Here is a 25270-nt window from a genome sequence, read left to right on the forward strand (position 1 = left end):
GACTCTAGGAGAGAAATCATTTTATGTTCAACTATAAATATTAGTTAAATAGCAAATAAAAATTAGTTATTTAAGACGATTTAATAATTCACTTGGGGCCAAATAACCACCGAGATATTCACCATCTTCATTGTAGATCGCAGGTGTCCCATTTACGCCCATGTTCAGACCCAACTGGTATTGATCTCGCACTGGGTTTTTACAGGTCGCTGGTGGAAGTTGAGCACCTGAAATTGCTTGATCAAAGGCAGCTTGACGGTCTGCGCTACACCACACACTTTCCATGGCTGGCATGAACTGTTCGCCACGCGGCCATGCAATGTAACGTACCTCAATGCCTTGGGCCGTGATTTCAGGGATATGCTCGTGCAGTTTATGGCAGTAAGGACAGCTGGCATCGGTAAAGACATAAACCACATGTTTGGTCTTACCTTTGGCTTTATAAACCAGTAGGTCTTCAGTTTTGAGCTCTGCTAGAAGCTTTTTGTTGGCTTCAGCTTGAAGATTGTCGCTGACGTTGTGGAGGGTTTTATCGCCCAAGCGAATCACATCACCTTGGATAATATATTTACCATCTGCTGTGGTATAAACCGAGCTCATCCCTTCAAGATTGACCCAAAATAAATTTGGCACTTCAGTGGTTTTGATATCGATGATTTTGGCATTGATATTGGCTGTTTTGAAATGCTTTTGAAGGGTATCAATTAAACGTTGTTTTGCATTACGTTCCGTCAAGGTCGACGCTTCACCTGTGGCTGGCGCGCTTGCTGTTAAAGAGTCTTGTTTTTTTTCTTCAGTGTTATTTGAACATGCTGTAAATAGAACACTTGAAGCAATGGCACAGGCAATGAACAATGGTTTACGGGTAAATAACATAGATAACCCTTTTTCTTTTGACTTTATAAAAACAGAGCGCCAAGCATAGCAAAAAAAGTACAGGACTCGGTAATACTTCGTAGTCTTCGTGCTAAAAACAGCCTTAAGTTATGGATGATCAAGACCTTAAGCCCTAGGGTGATGGCTGGCATGCAGTTGTTGCATACGCACTTGTGCGACATGGGTATAAATTTGTGTCGTGGACAGATCACTATGTCCCAATAGCATTTGTACCACACGCAAGTCAGCACCGTGATTGAGTAAATGCGTTGCAAAAGCATGTCGTAAGGTGTGTGGAGACAGTTCAGCCTGAATCCCTGCTTGTAAGGCATAGCGTTTAATGGCATACCAAAAGTTTTGCCGACTCATAATGCCGCCATGTTGAGTTAAAAATAGATAGTCAGTTGCAGATTTATATAATTGCGGACGGGACTCAATTAAGTATTTTTCGACCCATTCCACTGCGATTTGCCCCAAAGGCACCAGTCTTTCTTTATTGCCCTTACCTGTAATTCTTAAATAGCCTTGTTTTAAATTGATTAAGTCTAGGCGTAAGTTCAGTAGCTCAGATACACGCAATCCACAGGCATACAACACTTCAAACATGGCACGATCACGGAGCCCGAGAGCGGTTTCAATATCTGGAGCTTGAATTAAGGCATCCACGTCTTGCTCAGACAAATCTTTAGGCAGTGCGCGGCCAATTTTGGGTGTTTTATGTAGCGCGACAGGGTTGTCTGAACGCAGTTTTTGTTCCCGTAGAAATTTAAAAAAAGAACGCAGAGCAGACAGACAGCGCGCAATGGAGCGCGGGCTTTTGCCTTGCTTGGTGAGGGTCAGTAGAACATCGGCGACATCATCACTGCTCCATTCAGGCATGCTCACCCGACTACACTCGCTGCACTGCAATAAGTCAGAGAGATAAGCATTTCGGGTGTGTGGGCTGACGGTTTGTGCAATGAGATAATCTTTAAAGCCGTGTAAAAAACTGAGCTGAGTTGGAATTTGAACAGGCGCAGGCACACGCGGTTTTTTATTTAACATAAAGCTCTCAAGCACATCATCACGGAAAGACAAAAACAAGGAATAGGGGTTTTATTCAATGTAGTGTAATCATTCTCGCTTGTCGATGTGTTATAACAGATGCGAATCATTATCGAATCTGATTTGGTAATTATTCTCATTTGTTTGTATACTGTTCAAAATATTAAAGGGTTGGATGCGGTGCGTTTATCTGATTTAAAAGTCAAACAAACTGCCATCATTAACAAAGTGAATCATACTTTGGATGGCGAAGCTCAGACTGATTTGGTGGCTAGTCGTCTTGAAACATTAGGCTTTGTCGCAGGTACAAAAGTACAGGTGATTACCAAAGGTGTTTTTGGTGGCGATCCAATTTTAATCCAAGTGGGTTTTACACGTTTCGCCTTAAGAAAAGTTGAAGCTGAAAAAATTGAAATTCAAGTCGAAGGAGCACCTAGATGAGTGATGCCTTGCGTGTTGCCCTTGTAGGTAATCCAAACTGCGGTAAAACTTCGTTATTTAACCATCTCACTGGAACACGCCAAAAAGTAGGTAACTATGCGGGTGTAACGGTTGAGCGTAAAGTTGGTCAATTTACTCTTCCTTCAGGTCAAGCAGTTCGCGTTCTCGATTTGCCAGGGACGTATAGCTTAGATGCGACCAGTCCTGATGAAATGATTACCCGTGACGTGGTGATGGGGAAAATTGCAGACGAAGGTCAGCAAGATGCTTTCTTATGTATCGTTGATGCAACTAACCTCAAACTTCACCTTGGTTTAGTGATTGAACTGATTGCATTGGGCCGTCCAATGTTAATCGTTTTAAACATGATGGATGAAGCACGTCGCCGTGGTATGCAAATCAATACCCAAAAGCTTTCTGAGCGTTTGGGTGTGCCGATCGTTGAAACCGTTGCGGTACGTAATTCGGGTATTGAAAGCCTACTCAGCGCTTTAGAGCAGGGCAAATATGCCGTGCCTTATACCGAGCTGACGGGCTTAAAAGGTGACACAGCGCATGAGAAAGTAGAAAATTTATTACATGACGCCGTGCAGTACGTCGATGAAGAAGACAAGCGAACGGATTTTCTGGATAAGATTTTTCTACATCCAGTTTTGGGGCTAGTTAGCCTTGCAGTAATGATGTTTATTGTCTTCCAAGCCGTTTTTTCTTGGGCAGCGCCGTTTATGGATGGGATTGAAACCTTCTTTGGCTGGCTGGGTGAAACCATCGGTGGGTCAATTAGCCACCCTTTACTTAACAGTTTGGTGGTAGATGGGATTATTGCGGGTGCGGGCGGTGTCGTGGTGTTCTTGCCGCAGATTTTAATTCTGTTCTTCTTTATCTTGGTATTGGAAGAGTCGGGTTATTTACCGCGTGCCGCGTTTTTGTTGGATAAGCTGATGTTTAAAGCAGGTCTTTCTGGGCGTGCCTTTATTCCATTGTTGTCTAGCTTTGCCTGCGCAATTCCGGGCATCATGGCATCGCGTACCATTAGTGATCCGCGTGACCGTTTGACCACGATTTTTGTGGCACCACTCATGACGTGTTCAGCACGTTTACCTGTATATGCCTTGTTAATTGCTGCTTTTATTCCTGAACAAACCGTTTGGGGGATCTTCAATCTGCAAGGCTTGGTGTTGTTTGCTTTATATATGGCTGGGATTGTGAGTGCACTGTGTGTATCTTTCGTTCTGAAATTCTTCCATAAAGACAAGTCACAGCATATGTTGATGATGGAGTTGCCAAGTTATCGTTTCCCTGACTTAAAGAATATTTGGATTGGTTTACTTGACCGTGCCAAGATCTTCTTGCGTCGTGTGGGTGGCATCATTTTCGCGTTGTCTATTTTGTTGTGGTTCTTATGTACCTTCCCGCAAGCTCCTGAAGGCGCGACTTTACCTGAAATTGATTATTCATTTGCCGGGATGCTCGGTCATTTGCTGCAACCAATTTTTGCCCCGCTGGGCTTCAACTGGCAGATTTGTATTGCCTTGATTCCAGCCATGGCTGCTCGTGAAGTCGTGGTGGCAGCTTTAGGTACGGTATATGCCTTATCTGCTGTCGATGATGATGCCATGTCACAAGGCTTGGCTTCACTGATCAGTAGTGGCGGTGAGCTCGGCTGGTCGGTGGCGACTGGTCTGTCTTTATTGGTGTGGTTTATTTATGCACCCCACTGTTTGGCGACTTTAGCGACGGTCAAACGTGAAACAGGTTCATGGAAAACCGTGAGTTTTATGACCATTTACTTGTTTGGTTTGGCTTATTTAATGTCATTCCTGACTTATCAAATTGCAACGCATTATTTGGGCTAATTGGCGTAAATAGGCGAGGAGATTGAGATGATTGAAATTCTAATTGTTGCTGCTCTAGTGATCTGGAGTGCAGTGGTGGTATTTAAGAAAGTATTTCCTAAGACATCGGGTTCAGTTTTCACCTCCTTGTCTGCGCTGTGTGAGGCTCGCGGTTGGACCCGTTTGGCGACGTGGTTAAGGCCGTCAATGGCTGGCGGTTGTGGCGGAAACTGTGCTTGTCCGGCAACAGAAGACAGCAATGCGAAAAAGCCTGAAGTTCAAGCGGTGAAGTGGAAATAAAACGATTTTTGTTCACAAATTAAAAAGCCGTCCAAGAGGGACGGCTTTTTTACGCACTGACACAAAAAAAGTGCAGGAAAGTCAAAACAGAAAAAGCATTCAAAACAGCAAAGTGCTAACATTTCCGCAGATAAATCTCAGACCAAGCATGGGGCGAAAATGTTAATACAACGTGGTGGACTTAAGGTCGTTGCAGGACTCGGTATTTCAGGTGTTGCAGCGGTCAATTTTTTACATAACCAAGGCTACCGCGTTGCAGTAACAGACTCTCGATCGACCCCGCCCGGTCATGATCAAATTCCAGTGGAGATACAAACCAGTTTTGGTCAGTTTGATGCAGAGCTGTTGTTGTCTGCTGAAGAAATCGTTATTAGCCCTGGGCTCGATCCGAAACTACCTGAAATTCAAGCTGCGATTGCCAAAGGCATTCCCGTGGTGAGTGAAATTCAAATCCTACGCCGTGCAACAGATAAGCCAATTATGGCCATTACTGGGTCGAATGCAAAAAGTACTGTGACGACCTTGATTGGTCTGATGGCTGAACATGCAGGCGTGAAAGTCGCGGTAGGCGGTAACCTTGGTCGCCCAGCCTTGGACCTAACCAAAGATCAGCCAGATTTATACATTTTAGAACTATCGAGCTTTCAGTTAGAAACCACTTCAAATTTACAAGCTGAAGTTGCGGTGGTGCTGAATATGAGTGAAGATCATCTTGACCGTCATGGCGATATGATGGGCTATCACACCGCGAAGCATCGCATTTTCCAAGGCGTGAAAAAAGTCGTTCATAATCGTGATGACTCACTGACTCGTCCTTTGGTACCTGATGCTACGCCAATGCAAAGCTTTGGTTTAAATGCACCTGATATGAATCAGTACGGTGTATTAAGAGATGACGACGGTACGATCTGGTTGGCCCGTGGCCGCACACGTTTATTGAACAGTGCAGAGATGTATATTCAAGGCACACACAATGTGGCCAATGCATTGGCCTGCTTGGCTTTAGGTGAGGCAATCAATCTCCCGCTTGAGTCGATGTTGGAAACACTGAAAAGCTTTAAAGGCTTAGAGCATCGCTGTGAGTTTGTGAAAGAAGTTGAGGGTGTTCGTTACTATAATGACTCTAAGGGCACCAATGTAGGCGCAACACTGGCCGCAATTGATGGTCTAGGTGCTGCGATTGAAGCCCAAGGCGGCAAAGTCGCGATCATTTTAGGTGGTCAAGGCAAAGGACAAGATTTTAGCGCTTTACGTGAGGCTTTGAGCAAATACGTGAAGGTGGCTGTGTTGATTGGTGAAGATGCGGCGTTGATTGAAAAAGCCGTGGCAGGAACAACGACCTTACTGCATGCTAAGACTTTAGAGCAGGCGGTTGCACTTTGCCAAGCCAATACCCAAGCCCATGATGTCGTGTTATTGTCACCTGCATGTGCAAGTTTTGATATGTTCAGTGGTTACCCACAGCGCGGACATCAGTTTGTCGCTTGTGTGCAAGAACTCCACTAAAAATAATAAGGAAATTGAGATGGCTGAGTTTGCTCAGACAACGATCAATAAAATTAACCAGTTTTATAGCCGTTGGGCGCCGTGTGTACCCAGCGAAGTGACACCACGTAATGTGTTGATCTTCTGCGTCGTTGCGTTGTTGTGTTTAGGTTCGATCATGGTCGCATCTGCGTCGATGCCTTATGCTGAACGCCTTCATGAGAATTCATTTCACTATGTCCTTCGTCACGGGATTTCAATCGCGGTGGCTGGCGTTTTGGCCTATGCGGTATACCGAGTTCCGCTCAATGTTTGGTTCAATAACACCTTTCCGTTGTGGATTTTGACCATTTTACTGCTGGCTGCTGTGTTGGTCGTCGGTACGGAGGTCAATGGTTCGACCCGCTGGATTCGTGTTGCGGGCTTTACGTTACAGGCTTCTGAGGTTGCCAAAGTGATGATGGCGATTTTCACCGCGGACTATGTGGTACGGCGTGCCGAAGAAGTAAGAAATAACATCAAAGGCTTGATTCGTCTCGGCATCATTATGCTATTGACGGTGGGTTTGATTATTGCGGAGCCCGACTTGGGTGCAACCGTGGTCATTAGTTTGATGATGCTCGGGATTTTCTTCCTTGCTGGCGCGCCGTTGATTCAGTTTGGTATGGCTTTTGGTGCAATTTTTGCGGCATTTGTCTTTTTGATTGTGTTTGAGCCTTACCGTTTTGAACGTCTAATGTCTTTCTCAAACCCTTGGGAAGATCCGCTAGGCACTGGTTACCAGCTTTCCAATGCCTTGATGGCCTTTGGACGTGGTGAATGGTTTGGTGTAGGACTTGGCCACAGTGTACAGAAAATGGCCTACTTACCTGAAGCCCATACCGACTTCATGTTGGCTATTTTAGGTGAAGAGTTTGGCTTTTTCGGCATCACTACGGTCTTAATTCTGTCCTTTACCATGTTGCTGTGCTGTATCAAAGTGGGTCATCGTGCGCTGAAGAATCAGTACCTGCGTGCGGGTTATTTGGCTTATGGGGTATCGATTATTTTCTTACTGCAAATTTTGGTAAACGCAGGTATGAATATGGGTATGCTGCCAACCAAAGGTTTGACGCTACCTTTTATTAGTTATGGCGGTTCATCACTGATTATGTGTGCAGTGATGATCAGTTTGATTTTGAAAATTGATGCAACAACACAAAGTGCTAATCCAACCAAAGAAGAATCCAGCTTCTAAGCGGGTTGTTCTTTCATCACGCTTTCCGCAGACTAAACGTACTTTTCGTTTTATGCGGATAGCGTTTGAGCCCTTCTAAATTTTTTGAATTTCTTTCAATTCCAAACGTTGCGCACTAGACCTCGCGTTGAGTTTCTGCCGCAATCGTTTTGCTATAAATAGATACCGTGCAGGGTAGTATGGTGCGGAATTAGTGAAACATCCCATTGCGCAATGGCTTGTTGCAACATTCGTTCAGGGTGGTCTAACGCGACAGATGGCTGATTTAGAGCATGTATCGCTTGAGCGAGTAGTGCTGGTGCTTGGTTAAGATCCAGTGCCTGTGCCATATTTTGTTTAGACAACTTTTGCCCTTGATCATTCATGGCTAAAGGCAGATGCATATAGCTAAGACGTGGGTAATCTAGCAGCTGACCTAAATAAATTTGTCGCTCGGTATTATCCAATAGATCTGCACCACGAACCACATGGGTGATGCCTTGTAGGTAGTCATCTACCACTACCGCTAATTGATAGTTGATAATGCCATCGCGGCGTTTCAGTACAAAGTCACCGAGCTCATGTGCCAGTTGTGAGCAGTGTCGGCCTTGCAGAGCATCATCAAAACAAATCTCGACATCTTCTACTTTGACGCGAATGGCTTGTTGCTCAAAAGGCAGAGTAAGGTCACGGCAGGTGCCTGCATAAATGTGGTTAGAACCGAGCATTTTTCGGGTGCACTGACAGGCATAGACCAGTTTGAGTTGATGCAGTTGTTGAATCACGTCTTCGTATATATCGAGACGATCTTTTTGGAAAATAATATCCGCATCGGGCTGAAAGCCGAAAGCCTCAATACAACGCAAGATATGGCTTTCACTGTCAGGGTAAATACGCGGGATATCGGTATCTTCGATACGAACCAACCATGTGCCTTGATGTGCTTTAGCTTCGCAATAACTGGCAACGGCGGTGATGAGTGAACCAAAATGCAAAGGGCCGGTTGGCGATGGCGCAAACCGACCCACATAAGCCATCCTGTTGACCCCTTCCTTATGTAAAGGAGGGGTTGGGGGAGGATTATAGAATAACATGATTAACCGTTATTTTGCTTCTCTTTGATTTCTGCCAGTGTTTTGCAGTCAATACATAAAGTTGCTGTTGGACGGGCCTCTAAACGGCGCAGACCAATTTCGATGCCACAGGTTTCACAGAAACCATAGTCATCGTTTTTAATCGCTTCAATTGATTGTTCGATTTTGCGGATGAGTTTACGTTCACGGTCACGTGTACGTAGTTCAATTGCAAACTCTTCTTCTTGTGTCGCGCGGTCATTCACATCAGGCAAAGCGGTGTTTTCGTCTTGCATGGTGTTGAGTGTGCGGTCAACTTCTGACATCAACTCTGCTTTCCATGCCAACAAAATTTGGCGGAAGTGCTCAAGCTGACCTTCAGACATGTATTCTTCATTTTTTTTCGGCTGATAAGGTTCAATACCAAATAAGCTTGCAGTAGAACCACCGTCAGTCGCTTTAGGCTTAGTTTTGCGCACACGTTTTGTAGATTTTTCATCTACAACATCAGTTTGTTCGTCTAAGACAGTATTTTGGTTGTCATTCGCCATTTAGGGCAATCCTCATCATATACGTATCTTTAATACGCAAAAAATATGGTGATATGCAAGTGTTTTTATCCACCCTCGAGGAGATTCACCCTCGGGGGTCGTCATCATATAGACTTTTTAAGTATTTTGATAGTCTTTGATGTTTGGATTAAATTGATCACTTTTTCGTAAGAGCAACTAAGGTAATTGAAAACGATAAAAATGAAAAGTTAATAACCTGAAATTTCAACATTTATTTTTTGCTGTGCGTGTAAGACACGTTCTACGTGGGTTTCATGGCTACCATCTGCGTTTAATTGTAAAATACGATAACCTGGTGCCTGCTCATCTAAGGCGAAATGATCGCTTAAAGGCTTAAATTGGACACTAGTAGACGGCGTCGAGTAAAACTGAATGCCATGCCATTCACGCCATGATTCTTGATGGACATGTCCCGACAGCACAATTTTGACATTGTGGTATTTCGCAAGAACCGCAGTAAGGTCTTGGGTGTTCTTGAGTTTATGTTGATCAATCCATTTTGACTGCATTTCAAAAGGATGATGATGACAGGCAATCACAATGTGTTGCTGGGCAAATTCTTGTAGGATTTGTTCCAGTTGGTTCAATTGTGCTTCATCGACCCAGCCATCGATTTTACCTTTGACAGCACTATTGAGTAAAACCACGCTCCAAGGGCCGAAGTGAATCACATGAACTTTGTTTTGCTGCTGATGAAAAGGGAAGTGTTCGGCATTGTCATGATTGCCCGGAACCTGATAAAACGGCGTCTTTAAACTCTGCATAAAGTCTAAATAGCGTTGATAGGTTCGAGGCACAGGTACTTGTGCCAAGTCACCTGTATGGACGATGGCATTCAGCTGTGGGTGACGCTCAACAATATGTTGCATCACATGATGAAAGCTTTGCTCTGGATTCATACGTACAAACTCCAGATGATCTTGATCCATCAAGTGCGTATCTGAAATTTGGATAATGGTCCAATTTTTCTCATTATTTAAAGTCATGCCTGACCCCTTAGACATTCCTTGTCGTTTTAATCTGTTGTTGTAGCCATTGCAAGGCCATTATGACAGGCGCATTTCTGAGCCGACCATTGGAAAGTAATGTATCGATCTGCGCATAATCAATCAGGTGTAATAAAATATTTTCACCTTCATCGGGCATACCAAATACACCACCTTGTTCGGGTAAATCGGCCGCAGCACTATACAGATGAAACAGTTCCGCACAGGCACCTGCAGAAGGGTAAAAGCTAAACAGATGTTGTAAGTGTTCAATCTGACAGCCTGATTCTTCTAATGCTTCACGGCGAATACAACTTTCAGGTGATTCATCACCATCGAGTACTCCCGCAATAATCTCCAGCTGCCAAGCTGAATCTTGATCATCCATAGCACCAATACGAAACTGTTCAATCAAGGCAAATTTTTGTTGTGCATCATCATAAATTAAGACACCTGCCGCTTCAGGGCGCTGAATAAGCTCACGTGAAATCACAGCGGTGTACTCAGTTTGATTAAACAGGCGATGACGTAAATTTACTTTTTCTACTTGAACAAAACCCTGAAAAACAAAGGCTCTGTCTACAATTTGGACATCTTCACGGTGATATGTAGCTTGCTTAATTATGTTCATAAAGCGCAATCAGGATGAAATTTATCATTTCATCCTAACTGAGAATCGCATGATTACAAAAGGTTTTTTATCAGCTTACACTTTTTGGTACAAGTTTTGTCCGCTTGCATGGAATTGTTTTTTCATGCTATCGAGACCGGTTTCGACCTCTTCTTGCTGAATTTTATTCAGTGCAGCGTTTTGCTGGTTTTGTGCATAATCACGCACGTTTTGTGTGATTTTCATCGAGCAAAACTTGGGACCGCACATCGAACAGAAGTGCGCAGACTTGTGCGCTTCCTTCGGCATGGTTTCATCATGCATGCTACGCGCCGTGTCTGGATCAAGGCTGAGATTAAACTGATCTTCCCAGCGGAATTCAAAACGTGCTTTAGACAGAGCATTGTCACGAACTTGCGCACCCGGATGACCTTTGGCCAAATCTGCCGCATGTGCTGCAATTTTATAGGTGATGATGCCATCTTTGACGTCTTTCTTGTTCGGCAGGCCCAAGTGTTCTTTTGGCGTGACATAGCACAACATGGCAGTCCCATACCAACCAATCATCGCCGCACCAATCGCAGAAGTAATATGGTCATAACCCGGTGCAATATCGGTGGTTAATGGCCCTAAAGTGTAGAAGGGCGCTTCTTGGCAGACTTCAAGTTGTAGATCCATATTTTCTTTGATCATATGCATAGGCACATGCCCTGGACCTTCAATCATCACTTGCACATCATGTTTCCATGCACGATGGGTCAACTCACCTAAAGTGCGTAATTCAGAGAACTGTGCTTCGTCATTGGCATCTTGGATACACCCCGGACGCAGGCCATCACCTAAGCTGAATGACACATCATAGGCTTTCATGATTTCGCAGATTTCATCGAAATGCGTATAGAGGAAGTTTTCTTGATGATGGGCCAAACACCACTGTGCCATGATCGAACCGCCACGAGACACGATACCAGTGAGACGATTCGCCGTCATTGGAACATAACGTAATAAGACGCCTGCATGGATGGTGAAGTAATCTACGCCTTGCTCAGCTTGTTCGATCAGCGTGTCTTTGAAGATTTCCCACGTCAGGTCTTCTGCCACTCCATCGACTTTTTCTAAAGCTTGATAGATCGGTACCGTACCAATCGGAACAGGTGAGTTACGGATAATCCACTCACGGGTTTCATGGATGTTCTTCCCTGTGGAGAGGTCCATGATGGTGTCTGCACCCCAACGAGTTGCCCACGTCATTTTTGCGACTTCTTCATCGATTGAAGAGCCGAGAGCCGAGTTACCAATATTGGCATTGATTTTCACCAAGAAGTTTCGGCCAATGATCATGGGTTCAATTTCAGGGTGGTTAATATTGGCAGGGATAATCGCACGCCCTTCAGCCACTTCTTTGCGCACAAATTCAGGCGTGATTTCCATCAGGTTATGCGCACCAAAGTTTTGCCCCGCGTGTTGACGTGCATCGACCCCTTCACGTTGACGCTGATTTTCACGAATAGCGATGTATTCCATCTCAGGGGTAATAATGCCTTGTTTGGCATAATGCATCTGCGTGACATTGAGGCCTGCTTTGGCACGACGTGGTTTTTGAATATGGGCAAAACGAATATCAGCGGTACGAATATCCCGTAAACGCTCTTGACCAAAGCTTGAACTGAGGCTGTCTAACATTTCGGTATCATTGCGCTCTTCAATCCAGCTTTCACGGACATTGGGTAGACCTTTGTTCAGATCAATACTGACATTGGTATCGGTATATACACCAGAGGTGTCATAAACCATCACTGGTGGATTGTATTCACCGCCTAAGCCTGTTGGGGTTTCGGTCAGTTCAATCTCACGCATGGGAACTTGAATGTCTGGGCGTGAACCTTGGATATAAACTTTTTTAGAGGCAGGCAAGATACGGGTCAGATCTTTGGCATCTTGTTCATGTTGTGCTGAAATTTCAGCGGAAAGATTCGTTAACTGGTTCATTGCAATGATCCTTATGAATGACATCAACGAATCAAGCACGACCAAAAACGATGGCAATTGAAGCTATTTCTGTGTGTTGTTAATTTGGTGATACAAATGCAACGGATGTATTTCTACTGGAAATAGTTCAATGAAAGGCGTTCAGTTTTTAGATGGCTTGATTCCTACGCAGGTCTTAACCTGATCAGGTTCAACGGTACTCAGCTTCAAAACTTTATTGAAAAGTCTTAGCTGATCTCAGCGAGCAATTACTCGCGCTCCGTCAAGCGATGCATCATCTTAACATGCACTGTTGTTAAAAACAGCGACCTTTTTATTCAAAGTGTGAAAGGAGATTTGTTCAACGTTCTAAGCAAATGGCATCGCTTAAGCAGTCTTTGCCTTGATCGGGTTGGATCATACGCAGTTGGATAAAATGTACCAATTGTCTTTGTAAGAGTTGATCTGTACCGAGGCGCGGCACATGAGCGGAAGCAGGCAAGATGATTTGAGCCGCTCTTTGTTCAGGGCTGAGCGCCACGAACTGTAAAAATAAGCGCGCTTGATCCGTCACAATTGAATTTTTCAGTTCAGCGAGGCGTTTAATTTCTTCCAAATAGTTGCTTTGCACGGTATAGCCGTCGTAAATGCGTTGAGCATCCAGTCCGATAAACAAGAGGGTGCTATATAGGTTCAACAGATGACGTGCATCTTGGTGGTAGCTACTTTTCGGATATTGCTGTAAATAGTTTTCCCAATACAGCGCACGATCCGCAATTTCTTTGGCGTCAATTTTGACCTGACTCCCAATCACGGCTGGGTATTGATTTTGTGTCGCCAGATGTTCAATAAACGCTTGCTCTGCGACAGGGAGATAAGGCGCGAAAATTTTGGCTAAATATTCAGGGCTACGGCGGTAATGCACTTGTCCTTCGCCTGCATCAAACAGCTCGACATAAGACTGCCCTTGGTGTTTGATGAGGTATTGGTCGCGAATGGTAAGTTGCTCAAAAAGACTTTGTTGAATGGTCGGATGTTGAGCCATTTCTAGGGCATAGCTTTCAAAAGCACGCTGCTGTTGCGGTGTACGTTCAACCGATAAAAAGTCATGGTACATTTTATTGGATAAACCCAATAAATGCTTTTGTTGTGGAAAACCGAGTAAAGGTAAACACAGCTTAAGATCTTGATTGATTTGCTCTAAAGCAAAAGTCGTACGTTGTGCATCTATTTCCGACATGTTTTTGTCAATTTTTTGGCACAAGTCGGTTAAGTCTAAGGTTTGAGTCGAAGATGCTTCTATTTGTGCAGGCTCTTGAAAGCTGACAGGTTCAGGTTTTTGACAGGCAGCCAACAGCGCACACATAAAAATCAGTGCGTAAGGTTTAAGCGAAAATAAAGAAGAATGATTCACAGCGACTCGATCAAAAAAATCAGTTCAGCGACAACACAGTAGAGAAACTCCTTTTCTCCGTGCCTCATTTTATAGGGGGAATGGAATTTTTAATGTGTAGTATTGTGAATGAGTTTATTGAACGGGCTGTGACACTGTTCAATATTTACTTCATAATGAACAAATTAGTGGGCGCTATTGTAACCAGTGCAATAAAAAATATACGAAAATAATGACAACTCGTTTTAGTATAGCATTGCTCAGAACGAGGCCAGTGAGGCGGAAAGGTTGACTGAAAACAATGAAGATTAAATGTATCCTAGCCAGCTGTGTGTTGTTTTTCGCGCCGTGGAGTCATGCCTTGGATTTGGTCGACGCGTTACAACGCGCCAAAGTCAATGATCCTAACTGGCAAGCCAATTTACTCCAATATGAAGCAGATCAACTCAATTTAGGCATTGCTCAAGGCAACTTACTACCTACTATTAGTCTGTCTGGCAATGTGACTCGAAAAAATCAACCCATTGGGCAGGTGAGCTCTGTGCTTTCCATGCCCGATACGACCACCACCAAACAAGTGGCGATTACGGCGCGCCAACCCCTTTTTCGTTGGGATGCGTGGGAAGGATTGAAACAAGTCAAGACCTCCCTCAGTTTAAGTGAAGTCAATTTACAGCTACAGCGGCAGCAACACATTTTAGACGTGACGGAAGCCTATTTTAATGTACTGCGCCAACAAAGTTTAACCGCAGCCAATTTACAAGAAGAACAGGCTCTACTTGAGCAACTGAATATGATGAATGCCAAACTCAGAGAGGGTTTGGTGGCAAAAAGTGATGTGAGTGAAGCCAATGCACAATACCAAAGCGCACAGGCCAACCGTATTGCGACGCATGTACAACTGGTCTTGGCGCAGGAACAACTGGCGCAAATTATTGGGCCTTATCAAGAAAACTTGGCAGTGCTACGTGAAGACTTTCAGTTTCAAAAGCCTTATCCTGCAGAACTTTCAGCATGGACTAATTTGGCTCTCGCACAGAACCTAGGCATACAACAAGCACGCTTGCAACAGCGCTATGCTGAAGATCAAAAACGGGTTGAACAAGCTGCTTTCTATCCGCAAATTGAAGCCGTAGGAAGCTATGGTTATAGTGAGCAGACGCCTGAGAATATTATGTTGGCCAAAGGCAACTTTGATCAGATTGGTATTGAGATGAATTGGAATGTTTATACCGGTGGGCGAACCAAGAAGTCGATTCAAAAAGCCGCCGTCAACGTCAAAAAGTCTGAAGCTGAACTGGATGCCGCTATCCGTAAAGCCAATACCGAGGTGAAAAAGTCTTATTTGCAAGTGGAAACAGACCAAGCCAAGTTGCAAGCACGTAAAGCTGCCATGGAATCATCCAGCCTCGTCTCTCGTGCCTCACAAGCGCAGTATCAAGAAGGCTTAAAAACCATGGTCGATGTTTTACTGGCACAGCGCAATGCCTTTTCGGCCAAGCAAGATTATGTCAATGCTAAGTATGACTATCTGATCAATGTCTTGCATTTAAAGGCATCTGTGGGTAAGTTGACTGAACAAGATATTCAAGAAATGAATGCATGGTTGGTGGACAAAGCACGCTTATAAAAGGGTCTTGTCATCAAATCTTCACAATTGCTATGCTTTAATATCGCTCAATCTTTAGTCCCTCATGATGTTGCTGTGGAGTGCGTCCTTTGCCAAATAGTCCTGTTTTAAACCATCACATTTCTTCGCAGTTCAATGAAGATTTGCAGGATGTGAACACCAAATTTATGACCATGGGTGGTTTGGTAGAGCAACAAGTGGCAAATGCAATTCATGCGCTACTCGACACCGATGCCAACTTAGCGGTCGATGTTCAGTTTAAAGACAATGCGGTGAATCAGCTCGAACGTGAAATTGATGAAGCCTTGACCTTGATTTTGGCGCGTCGTCATCCTGCTGCGATTGATTTGCGTATGGTAATTGCGATGTCGAAAGCCAATACCGACCTAGAGCGTATTGGTGATGAAGCGGCGAAAATTGCTCGTATTGCGCAAAGCTTATGTGAAGACGGTGAATCCCCTCGCGGTTATATGGAAACGCGTCATATTGGTAACCAAGTCCGTGTCATGATTCATGATGCCCTAGATGCTTTTGCACGCTTAGATGCAGAACAAGCGCTACGTGTGATGATGGCCGATGCTGATATTGACCGTGAATATCAATCTGCAACGCGTACTTTGATGACTTATATGATTGAAGACCCGCGTCATATTGCGCGTGTGATTAATGTGATGTGGGTATTGCGTTCACTAGAGCGGATTGGCGATCATGCGCGTAATATCTCTGAGCAAGTGATTTACATGGTGAAAGGTTTGGATGTGCGTCATACCAGTTTTGAAGAAGTTGAAAAACATATCCAAAAATAAAAAAAAGTGAATCTTATTTTTCAAGCACAACTTCGGTTGTGCTTTTTAATGGTTGCTTAATTTTCGGATAAAAAAAATCTCAGACTTTGGGGGAAATCTGAGACTAAAATCGGGGATATTTATCGTTATAGATAAGAGGTTTCCCTCTATCCTTGAATGCCATTATAGGAAAGATGTTTTTCTGCGTCATGTAGGTTCTTGTAGTGTAATGTTGAGTTTTGCAAGGGTTGTGTAGCGCTATGTTTACACTTAATTATTTAGATACAAATAACGGCTTTATAGCGTAATGGAGTCATTAATATGTCATCTATTTGGGGTTTGGTCATCCCTGTGCTTGGATAGAACATTGTATGAATAAAAAGAAAAGCCCCGATGTCGGAGCTTTTCAAATGTGCAACGCTTTATCACGCCTCAGGCTTTAAGCCTTCTGCTTTTTCTAAGCTTTCATCATTGTTAAAGAACTTCTCACGTTGTTCTTCAAGAAACTTTTTCGCATCAGGTTCAAACACATTTAGGCGTTTTTCATTGATTAAAGTGGTTTGGTGCTTTAACCATTCTCCCCAAGCCTGCTTGGAGATGCTTTCAAAAAGTTCTTGGCCTTTTGCGCCAGGGAAAGGTGCAAAGTCTAAACCTTCCATTTCTGTTTGATATTTACGGCAAAAAACTTGTCGAGTCATATCTAGACGTCCTTATTGAGCATAAAGTTTTTCTAAACGCGCATGGGCACGTTCAATGGCAGCTTCGACTTGCGCAGGTGCAGTTCCACCAATATGGTTACGTGCATTGACTGACGCTTCAAGGGTCAGTGCCTTTTCAAACACATCCGCTTGAATTAAGTCAGAGAACTGTTGAAGTTGTTCAAGAGTCAATTCAGAAAGATCTTTTGATTCTTGAACACCTAAAGCAACGGCTTTACCCACAATTTCATGTGCATCACGGAAAGCCACGCCATTTTTAACAAGGTAGTCAGCCAAGTCTGTTGCGGTTGAGAAACCACGCAGGGCTGCTTCACGCATGATTTCAATGTTTGGCACCAAAGCAGGAATCATGTCTGCAAAAGCCATGAGCGACCCACGCACGGTATCAATCGCATCAAACAAAGGTTCTTTGTCTTCTTGGTTGTCTTTGTTATACGCCAACGGTTGACCTTTCATCAGTGTTAATAAGCTCATCAAGTCGCCATAGACACGGCCTGTTTTACCGCGCACTAACTCTGGAACATCTGGATTTTTCTTTTGTGGCATGATTGAAGAGCCAGTACAGAAACGGTCCGGAATGTTTACGAACTTAAACTGCGCAGACGTCCATAGAATGAGTTCTTCTGACATGCGTGATAAGTGCATCATGATCAAAGAAGCCGCAGCATTGAATTCAATACCGAAGTCACGGTCAGATACTGCATCGAGCGAGTTTTCAGAAACGGCTTCAAAACCCAGTAACTCTGCTGTAAATGCGCGGTCGATTGGGTAAGTGGTACCCGCAAGTGCTGCTGAACCTAAAGGCATACGGTTAGTACGTTTACGGCAGTCAATGAGACGCTCAGAGTCACGCACTAACATTTCAAACCATGCTAGTAGGTGGTGACCAAAAGTCACAGGCTGTGCTGTTTGTAAGTGGGTGAAGCCTGGCATAATGGTATGCGTGTTTTGAGCAGCAATACTCAAAATACCTTTTTGTAATTTTTTTAGTAATTCTAAAATGGCATCGATTTCATCGCGGACATAGAGGCGAATATCGATTGCCACTTGGTCATTACGGCTACGACCTGTGTGGAGCTTTTTACCTGTGATGCCAATCCGTTGAGTCAAACGCGACTCAATGTTCATGTGCACATCTTCTAGGTCAATACGCCATTCGAACTGACCCGCTTCGATTTCAGCTTGAATGGTGTTTAAGCCATTGATGATGTCATCGCGTTCTTGTTCAGTCAGAACGCCAACTTTTGCAAGCATGGTCGCATGAGCAATAGAACCTGCAATATCTTGTTTATAAAAGCGTTGGTCAAATTGTACAGATGCTGTAAATTCAGCAACAAAGGCATCAGTAGCTTCAGAGAAACGACCGCCCCACATACCCGAAGTTTGGGCTTGTGACGGATTTGAGGAATTAGAAGATGTGGTCATGTCGGCTCAATAAGATAAAAAGCGGTAGAACTCGCATGAGTATAACAAATTCAAGACAACTTGCCGAAGTTCAAGATGCGCAAAGTTTAACTTCCAGTATGGCTAAGCCAAATATCTCTTATTTATTTAGCAAAATCGTGCAATGGCCGCATTTGTTGGAATTATTTGTTGGTGGAAATTTGTTGGCCATGCTGTTGGCTTTGGCCGAGGCACAGTCTTGGTCAAACTTGGTGTTTGAGCATGTGCTGGGCTATATGCTTTACATTAATTGGGTTTTACTGTCTTTTGCTGCGCTGATGCAATATGGACAAAAAAAGTTGCAGAATTTGGGTCTGGGTATGACTTTATTGTCAGGCTTTTTTCTATTGCAGATCATTGTGTTGGTGACCACGCTCAGCCTTAATATACTGATCTTCTTTGGAGCTAATTTTAGTTTCAAAGGTTTGACTTCAGCCATCTTATGGAATGATGTGGCTTTGCATTTGGGTTATGGCTTGTTGTTAGGCAGCTTTTGTTTTCGTTATTTGTACCTAAGAGAGCAATGGTTTAGGCAGCAAAACAGTGAGCTGAATGCACGGGTACAGGCGATGCAAGCCCGTATCCACCCGCATTTTTTGTTTAATAGTTTAAATAATGTGATTAGCTTGATCGCGATTGATCCAGATAAAGCCGAACAGATGTTGCTCAATCTATCGCGTCTGTTTAGAGCCAGTTTCCAAGAACTCAAACTGGTCAAGCTCAGTGATGAAATTGAGTTGTGTCAGCGTTATTTGGCGATTGAGCAAATTCGCTTGGGAGATCGTTTACAGGTTGAATGGAAAATCGAGCATGCCGAATTGTGTAAGCAGGTACAAATTCCACTCTTAACTTTACAACCTTTACTTGAAAATAGTATTTTTCATGGTGTTGAAAAATTTTTAACTAAGAGTACGATAAGTGTACTGATTGAAATATTGCAAAATCAAGTTAATATCGTCATAACCAACCCATTTACAAAGGAAACAATTCATAAACGACAAGGACATGGTATTGCCATTGAAAATGTGAAGCAGCGTCTAGAAGCATATTTTGGGCGAACTGTGAGCTTTCAAACCTATGCAGGGGAGGGAATGTATACCACTGTTGTGCAGTATCAATATAAATAAGCCGCAGTGAACCTATAAAAATAAACAAGGTGACTGTTGGGGAGGAGATAAATGGACATCCTAATTTGTGATGATGAGCCTTTAGCAATCGAACGTTTGTCTAGATTGGTGAGTCAGCTCGGACATCAAGTGGTGGCAACAGCCTCACATGGTCAACAAGCAATTGAATTAACTCAACAATATGAACCAGATGTGGTGCTTTTAGATATTCAAATGCCAGAAATGGATGGGTTGACCTGTGCGCATTATTTGCGACAGCTTGAACCGATGCCTGCTTTGGTGTTTTGTACGGCTTATGATGAACATGCGCTCGATGCATTTAAGTCACATGCAGAAGGTTATTTATTAAAACCAGTGATGCAACAGGAATTGCAACAGGTGCTTGGTCACCTCACTAAATTAACCCAAGCTCAAATGAGCGAGATAAAACAAAAAGAAAATATGGACGAATTTAACGTAAAGCGACATCAAATCGCAGCGAAAACCTATCGTGGTGTGGAATTGGTGCCCATTGAAAATATTTATTATTTTTTGGCGGATCAAAAATATGTCACGGTACGCCACAAAAACGGCAGTGTCTTAATTGATGAAACCTTAAAAGACTTAGAGCATGAGTTTGGGGAGGCCTTTATTCGTATTCACCGTAATGCCTTGGTTTCAGTTCACTTTTTAGAAGGGCTTGAAGTGGTCAACTCTGGGCAGTATCAAGTGCGTTGCCGTGAGTTAGATGAGCGTCTAGCGGTGAGTCGACGGCATTTACCGGGTTTGCGTGAGCGCTTACATAAGCTTTAGCACACCAATTTAATGACTCTGCTGCTGATGAGACGGGGCGCTTTGGGCTGAATACATTTCCAATGGGGGAAATTCAGTTTAAGATAGTTTCATTCTTATTGGCACATACTAAAATTTATGAAAACCCTAAAGATCGCTACTCGACAAAGCCCGCTTGCTCTTTGGCAAGCTGAACATATCCGTGCTCGTTTAGAAGCATTGCATGCGGGGCTCACAGTAGAGTTGGTGACTTTTGTTACCCAAGGGGACAAAATTTTAGATACACCATTGGCAAAAATTGGTGGCAAAGGTTTATTTGTTAAAGAGCTTGAAGCAGCTTTGTTGGATGGTCGTGCTGATTTGGCAGTGCATTCGATGAAAGATGTTCCGATGGCTTTGCCTGAGGGGTTATCGCTGGCCGTCATTTGTGAGCGTGAAGATCCTTTAGATGCTTTTGTGTCGAATAGTTGCGTGAGTTTTGATGCCTTGCCACAAGGGGCGAAGGTCGGCACCTCGAGTTTACGCCGTAAATGCCAAATTTTAAAACAACGACCTGACCTAGAAATTATCGATTTACGTGGCAACGTGGGAACACGTTTATCTAAATTGGATGCAGGTCAGTACGATGCCATTATTTTGGCCAGTGCGGGATTAAAACGTTTGGGTTTGGCAGAACGTATCCGTCATACCATTCGCCCAGAGTTGAGTTTACCTGCCGTGGGGCAGGGCGCTTTAGGGCTAGAGTGCCGTGCAAATGATCAAACGGTATTGGATTTAATCCATCCTTTATTGCATGTAGAAACTGATACCTGTGTACGGGCTGAACGTGCTTTCAATGCTTATCTTGAAGGTGGATGTCAGGTACCTATTGCAGGCTATGCCACTTTAGCAGACAACCGCATCCATATCGAAGGGCGTGTGGGGAGTGTCGATGGGCAAACGCTCCTCAAAGCACAAGTGGCGGGCAATGCAGCTGAAGCCGAGCATTTGGGCGTTGTCCTTGCACAAGAGCTATTGGCTCAAGGTGCAGGTGATTTACTCAAAGCCTTTTATCACTAATATGTCTTAACGATGCTGTTTATTAATACGCGCCCTGTTGATCGCGCGGCAAGCCTCACGATGGCACTAGAGCAACAGGCCGTTGAGGTCTATCCATTGCCGTTACTGGAGTTGTTGCCTAGAGCATGGGATCATGATCTGGCACGCTTGTATCAGCAGTTAGCGCACACCCAAGTGATTGTGGTGGTTAGCCCTAGTGCTGTGCAGTTTGGTATGGCACATTTGCTGCAAAGCGGTTTAACGGTGTCCGATTTACGGCATATTCAATGGATTGCGGTTGGACAAAAAACAGCGCAGGCTTTGGCTGAATATGGTTTGGACAGTGTGGTGCCTGAGGTGGAAACCTCTGAAGGGATGTTACAACTGCCTGTTTTGCAGAACTTGGCCAGTGATGCGAGTATTGCATTTTGGCGAGGAGAAGGTGGGCGTCAGTTTATGATGGACACCTTAATGCAACACGGGCGTCTTATACTGAACTTTGTTTTGTATGAGCGCCATTGTCCAAATGAAACGATGCAGCAACAGGCTGAACTAATTCAATGTTTATCAGAACATAATTACTATGTCACACTAATCAGCAGTGAGGCCAGTTGGCTGAATTGGTTAGCTCTGCTGGACTCAAATATTCAGCTTCTGCAACAAGGACACTTTTTGGTGTTGGGTGAGCGTTTGGCACAGATCTTGAAGCAGTATCAAGAGCAAATGCATGTGTCATTTAAAATGAGTGTACTGAAAGATTTAAAGACAGCCACGATTGTACAGTTGTTACAAAGTGAGCAAGGGAACGCATGAAGAAGATTCTTATCATTGTATTGATGGCTGCATTGGCGTGGATTGCGAAGCTAAGTTATGACGTGTGGGGGCTGAGTACACAGCAAGCTACTTTGCTCAATGAAATGCACCAAATCGAACAGCGCAGCGCCAATTTGAACGATCAAGTCGTGGCTATGCAGCGTCAAAAAAGAACTTTGAAACAAGACTCAACAGCAGCGAATGCGACGATTAGCCAATCTGCCGAATTGGTGGTTGAAGGCATTGATCCAATTTTGTTTATTAAGCAACAGCTGGACTTGGTTGAGTTTGCCTTAAAGCAACAGCAGTATGTGGTGGCCATTGATAAGCTGGCTTTTTTAGATATGCAGTTGGAAAAATATAACTTGGCTGTGGCGTTGAAGCAAAGTTTGCATCAGGTCATAGCGCGAGATATGCAAACCATTCAGAAGTTTGTGGCTGAGCGCAATGAGCAGCAAGTGCTGATTAATCGTCAGCTGCAACAGATTGATCAGGCTTTAAGTCGGGAAATACAACAACCTCAGTTAAACACCACGCGCGATACTTCCGAACCCTTTTGGAAGCAATGGTTGAGGCTCGAACCTGCACAAGCACCTGCAACAGAATTAATGCAACGACAAATTGTGCTTAAAGAAGCTCAGTTACGCTTATTGTTGGCACGCCAAGCCTTAGCTTCAGGGCAATATACTGAATATCAAAAAGACTTAACTGATGTGATGCTGTTGATCCAACGACTTCCTGACCCTAAAGCCAAAGAGCTACTGAAACAACTGAATAAGCTGAAAACATTGGTGGTTGTCCCAACGCCTATTTTAAGTACGCGTGCGTTGTTGGGGTAATGGAATGAAACAAATACTGATTGCTTATGGTTTGGTGAGTTTAATTGCAATTGCTGCGTTGAGTGTCTTGAGTTATGGACATGGTGCGGGTTATGTCTACGTGTTTTGGCATGACTGGCAGTTACAAACCAATCTCTGGATCGTATTTATTGCGCTAGCACTGCTTAGTTTTAGCTTGCATTTGGTTTGGTTGGGGCTAAAACGGTATCTCAGTCGAGAAAAACGCAAAGCGGAAACTGTTTTTGATTTTAAAAGTTTGCATCCTTATGAACAACTGGCTGTGATTTGGTTGTTGGATGCAGGCCGAGATCAACAAGCCTTTATTCAAAATGCCTTCGCGCAATCGGGCTTGCTCAAAAGTATTATCGATGCACGTTTATATCTGATGCAGGAGCAGTTCCCTGAAGCCTTAAGCGCCTTGAGCCAAAGCAATGCAATGGCCTTTGAGTTGGCTGAACTGCAACGCATTGAACTGTTTTTAGCACAAGAAGAGGCAGAACAAGCCTTAACTCATCTAGAGTTTCTAAATCAACATGAACTGTCACCTTGGCTTAAAGACGTGCAAAGCGCTTATGAAGCGTGTTTAAAAGAGCTATGGGGACGTTTTGCGATTCAGTTTCCATGGCTTTATTTACGCTCAACCCAATATGGTCATTTAAATCAAGATGTGAAAAAAGCATGGCTGAAGCGTTTGTTGATAAAATTTGATCAAGCCAATTATGAAAATTTAGAGGATTTAAAACAACGTTATTTGGACTTATCTGATCAGATTTTCAGCCGCAGTTATGATGTTCAACTGCTGTGGCTTAAGTTATTAGCACGTATGCCAGATATGAGTGAACAGCACGAACACTTGTCGATTTATTTGCTCAATCAGCAGTTTAATTCGGAAGTATTTTATTTGTGGTTCCAGCAGCAACTTTTGAAACAGCAACCCGATTATGTGGACTTGCAGCAACACATTGAAGCATGGGAAGCGAAGTATACGAGTGTGCCGGTTTTGAGTTTTGCCAAGTGGCATATTTATACTGCTTTAGGCATGCAAGAGCAGGCAGATGCGTTATTAAGTTTATATCCCGATAATGTATTAATGAACTATTTAAGAATCAAATCGACTTTAAATGGTGATGAAGATTTAATTAAACAGTTAAATTTAATTTTTGAAAATAATGCAAATTTTGTAGAAATGAAAATATAGGTGCATAATGCAGAGCGTCTTAGATTACCCATTGGTTTATACTCAACCCGTGGCTTGGGGAGATATGGATGCCTTTGGTCATGTTAATAATGTCATGTATTATCGTTATGTTGAAAGTGCGCGTTTAGCTTATATTGAACATACGGGTATTTTATCTGCGGATGTACTGACTGTTGTTGCATCAAATCAGTGCAAATATTTAAAACCCGTATTTTATCCAGACCAATTAAAAATTAGTGCGCGTATTGAAGAACTCAGAAATAGTGCATTTCGTATGCACTATTTATTATGGAGTGAACAGCAACAGTCATTCGTTGCGGAAGCAGAAGCGGTCATTGTTTGTGTCGATAAAACCAATATGCAGAAAACATTAATTCCTGAACTGGTGCGTCAAAAACTCAAAGAATTTGAGTTAACCGTCGGTCACCAAATATAAATCTCTTTTTATTTATTTTAAAAGTCGCTAGACTATATAAATATTGTCTAAGTATTGTTGTTTAAGTCATGGATGAGTTGAGTCTTTGGTCTAATCAAAATATTATTAAATAGACTCAGTAAATAAAATGTTGGTTAATGGAGTTAATGTAATGCCAGATATTAGTAATTTGTCCGTAGAAGAGTTAAAGCGTCTACAAATCGAAGCGGAAGCTTTAATTGCATCTAAAAAAGATCAAGCAATTGAAGATGCTTATACCCAAATTAACGCGATTGCGGAAAATGTAGGCTTAAGCATTGAACAAATTTTAGAGTTTGGCGCGACTAAGCGTAAAAAAGGCACACGTAAGTCGGTTGAACCGCGTTACCGTAACAAAGGCAATGCTGCTGAGACATGGACTGGCCGTGGTAAGCAACCACGTTGGTTAGTGGCTCAGTTAGAAAAAGGTGCGAAGCTTGAAGATTTTCTAATCTAAGTCATCACCTTGTCACAGATGTGACCTAAGCTCAAAAAACCAAGCATCATGTGCTTGGTTTTTTTTATAGTTAAAGTTTGGTGTTGTTGTAAAATTATGCATAATGTCTATCAAAGAAAGACAAGAAATGAAGCAAGGAAGAATAATTGAAAGTTCGTGGTGGGAGAATCACAAAACCTAAATACATCACGTGGTGG

The 25270-nt window shown here is 43.3% G+C and carries 25 protein-coding genes and 1 riboswitch; of the genes, 15 read left to right on the forward strand and 10 right to left on the reverse strand.

Features of this window, described 5'->3' with window-relative positions; all coding sequences use genetic code 11:
- Positions 1 to 66 precede the first annotated feature (66 nt).
- A complete protein-coding gene (locus tag MN200_RS01375) occupies positions 67 to 876 on the reverse strand; it encodes a DsbC family protein (protein ID WP_078390102.1) in 810 nt (269 codons plus the stop codon).
- A gap of 126 nt (positions 877 to 1002) precedes the next feature.
- Complete coding sequence (gene xerD / locus MN200_RS01380) at positions 1003 to 1920, reverse strand: site-specific tyrosine recombinase XerD (protein WP_010325702.1); 918 nt, start codon at positions 1918 to 1920, stop codon at positions 1003 to 1005.
- A 180-nt stretch (positions 1921 to 2100) separates the two neighbouring features.
- Between xerD and MN200_RS01385 the strand changes: the two genes are divergently transcribed.
- From MN200_RS01385 to ftsW, 5 genes are all read left to right on the forward strand, one after another.
- Positions 2101 to 2361 (forward strand): FeoA family protein, encoded by a 261-nt coding sequence (locus tag MN200_RS01385; protein ID WP_010325703.1) that lies wholly within the window; start codon positions 2101 to 2103, stop codon positions 2359 to 2361.
- Entirely contained in the window at positions 2358 to 4217 is a 1860-nt protein-coding gene (locus tag MN200_RS01390; protein ID WP_131229859.1) for a ferrous iron transporter B, read from the forward strand. Before MN200_RS01385 ends, MN200_RS01390 begins: the two co-directional genes overlap by 4 nt.
- A 27-nt stretch (positions 4218 to 4244) precedes the next feature.
- A complete protein-coding gene (locus tag MN200_RS01395; RefSeq protein ID WP_058868734.1) occupies positions 4245 to 4496 on the forward strand; it encodes a DUF6587 family protein in 252 nt (83 codons plus the stop codon).
- Between the two features lie 159 nt (positions 4497 to 4655).
- The gene (gene murD, locus MN200_RS01400; protein ID WP_058868735.1) at positions 4656 to 6002 is read left to right on the forward strand and encodes a UDP-N-acetylmuramoyl-L-alanine--D-glutamate ligase; all 1347 of its coding nucleotides are present in this window, start codon (positions 4656 to 4658) and stop codon (positions 6000 to 6002) included.
- A 19-nt stretch (positions 6003 to 6021) separates the two neighbouring features.
- Positions 6022 to 7218: a putative lipid II flippase FtsW gene (gene ftsW, locus MN200_RS01405; protein WP_058868736.1), complete on the forward strand. Its 1197-nt coding sequence runs from the start codon at positions 6022 to 6024 to the stop codon at positions 7216 to 7218.
- A gap of 152 nt (positions 7219 to 7370) precedes the next feature.
- Here the strand turns inward: ftsW and gluQRS are convergent, their stop codons facing one another.
- The 6 genes from gluQRS to MN200_RS01435 all read right to left on the reverse strand — a co-directional run bounded on the left by gluQRS (position 7371) and on the right by MN200_RS01435 (position 13820).
- Entirely contained in the window at positions 7371 to 8291 is a 921-nt protein-coding gene (gene gluQRS / locus MN200_RS01410; RefSeq protein WP_242759942.1) for a tRNA glutamyl-Q(34) synthetase GluQRS, read from the reverse strand.
- Between the two features lie 2 nt (positions 8292 to 8293).
- On the reverse strand, positions 8294 to 8821 hold the full coding sequence (gene dksA, locus MN200_RS01415; protein ID WP_004692816.1) for an RNA polymerase-binding protein DksA: 528 nt from the start codon (positions 8819 to 8821) through the stop codon (positions 8294 to 8296).
- Positions 8822 to 9030: 209 nt separating this feature from the next.
- Positions 9031 to 9828, reverse strand: coding sequence for a 3',5'-cyclic-AMP phosphodiesterase (gene cpdA / locus MN200_RS01420; RefSeq protein ID WP_078425930.1), 798 nt, complete (start codon positions 9826 to 9828; stop codon positions 9031 to 9033).
- 10 nt (positions 9829 to 9838) lie between these two features.
- Positions 9839 to 10459 (reverse strand): NUDIX domain-containing protein, encoded by a 621-nt coding sequence (locus tag MN200_RS01425; RefSeq protein WP_168159852.1) that lies wholly within the window; start codon positions 10457 to 10459, stop codon positions 9839 to 9841.
- 75 nt (positions 10460 to 10534) lie between these two features.
- Positions 10535 to 12427 carry a phosphomethylpyrimidine synthase ThiC gene (gene thiC, locus MN200_RS01430; protein ID WP_224467684.1) on the reverse strand — a complete coding sequence of 631 codons (1893 nt, stop codon included), beginning with the start codon at positions 12425 to 12427 and terminating at the stop codon, positions 10535 to 10537.
- Between the two features lie 144 nt (positions 12428 to 12571).
- Positions 12572 to 12699, reverse strand: a riboswitch (TPP riboswitch).
- Between the two features lie 68 nt (positions 12700 to 12767).
- The gene (locus tag MN200_RS01435) at positions 12768 to 13820 is read right to left on the reverse strand and encodes a hypothetical protein (protein ID WP_242759944.1); all 1053 of its coding nucleotides are present in this window, start codon (positions 13818 to 13820) and stop codon (positions 12768 to 12770) included.
- A 280-nt stretch (positions 13821 to 14100) separates the two neighbouring features.
- Between MN200_RS01435 and MN200_RS01440 the strand changes: the two genes are divergently transcribed.
- Positions 14101 to 15429 carry a TolC family outer membrane protein gene (locus MN200_RS01440; RefSeq protein WP_242759945.1) on the forward strand — a complete coding sequence of 443 codons (1329 nt, stop codon included), beginning with the start codon at positions 14101 to 14103 and terminating at the stop codon, positions 15427 to 15429.
- Positions 15430 to 15518: 89 nt separating this feature from the next.
- Positions 15519 to 16235, forward strand: a complete 717-nt coding sequence (phoU, locus tag MN200_RS01445; protein WP_004692799.1) for a phosphate signaling complex protein PhoU — start codon at positions 15519 to 15521, stop codon at positions 16233 to 16235.
- A 404-nt stretch (positions 16236 to 16639) separates the two neighbouring features.
- Here the strand turns inward: phoU and MN200_RS01450 are convergent, their stop codons facing one another.
- A complete protein-coding gene (locus tag MN200_RS01450) occupies positions 16640 to 16912 on the reverse strand; it encodes an oxidative damage protection protein (RefSeq protein WP_004978611.1) in 273 nt (90 codons plus the stop codon).
- 12 nt (positions 16913 to 16924) lie between these two features.
- Positions 16925 to 18358, reverse strand: a complete 1434-nt coding sequence (argH, locus tag MN200_RS01455) for an argininosuccinate lyase (RefSeq protein WP_242759947.1) — start codon at positions 18356 to 18358, stop codon at positions 16925 to 16927.
- On the opposite strand from argH, the gene MN200_RS01460 reads away from it, so the two are divergent.
- The 8 genes from MN200_RS01460 (at position 18349) to MN200_RS01495 (ending at position 25073) form a co-directional block, all read left to right on the forward strand.
- Positions 18349 to 19503: a histidine kinase gene (locus tag MN200_RS01460; protein ID WP_171518781.1), complete on the forward strand. Its 1155-nt coding sequence runs from the start codon at positions 18349 to 18351 to the stop codon at positions 19501 to 19503. The two genes, argH and MN200_RS01460, sit on opposite strands and share 10 nt — an antisense overlap.
- Positions 19504 to 19554: 51 nt before the next feature.
- A complete protein-coding gene (locus MN200_RS01465; protein ID WP_004978616.1) occupies positions 19555 to 20295 on the forward strand; it encodes a LytTR family DNA-binding domain-containing protein in 741 nt (246 codons plus the stop codon).
- A gap of 117 nt (positions 20296 to 20412) precedes the next feature.
- Positions 20413 to 21333 carry a hydroxymethylbilane synthase gene (gene hemC / locus MN200_RS01470; protein WP_242759949.1) on the forward strand — a complete coding sequence of 307 codons (921 nt, stop codon included), beginning with the start codon at positions 20413 to 20415 and terminating at the stop codon, positions 21331 to 21333.
- A 12-nt stretch (positions 21334 to 21345) separates the two neighbouring features.
- A complete protein-coding gene (locus MN200_RS01475; RefSeq protein ID WP_242759951.1) occupies positions 21346 to 22125 on the forward strand; it encodes a uroporphyrinogen-III synthase in 780 nt (259 codons plus the stop codon).
- A complete protein-coding gene (locus MN200_RS01480; RefSeq protein ID WP_242759952.1) occupies positions 22122 to 22964 on the forward strand; it encodes a hypothetical protein in 843 nt (280 codons plus the stop codon). The genes MN200_RS01475 and MN200_RS01480 overlap by 4 nt, the downstream gene beginning before the upstream one ends.
- Before the next feature lie 4 nt (positions 22965 to 22968).
- Positions 22969 to 24162, forward strand: coding sequence for a heme biosynthesis protein HemY (locus MN200_RS01485; RefSeq protein ID WP_242759953.1), 1194 nt, complete (start codon positions 22969 to 22971; stop codon positions 24160 to 24162).
- Positions 24163 to 24169: 7 nt separating this feature from the next.
- Positions 24170 to 24598 (forward strand): thioesterase family protein, encoded by a 429-nt coding sequence (locus tag MN200_RS01490; protein ID WP_058868750.1) that lies wholly within the window; start codon positions 24170 to 24172, stop codon positions 24596 to 24598.
- A 127-nt stretch (positions 24599 to 24725) separates the two neighbouring features.
- Positions 24726 to 25073 (forward strand): H-NS histone family protein, encoded by a 348-nt coding sequence (locus MN200_RS01495; protein WP_171056712.1) that lies wholly within the window; start codon positions 24726 to 24728, stop codon positions 25071 to 25073.
- Positions 25074 to 25270: the final 197 nt, after the last annotated feature.

The sequence above is a fragment of the Acinetobacter sp. LUNF3 genome, from assembly GCF_022699605.1.
GTDB lineage: Bacteria > Pseudomonadota > Gammaproteobacteria > Pseudomonadales > Moraxellaceae > Acinetobacter > Acinetobacter johnsonii.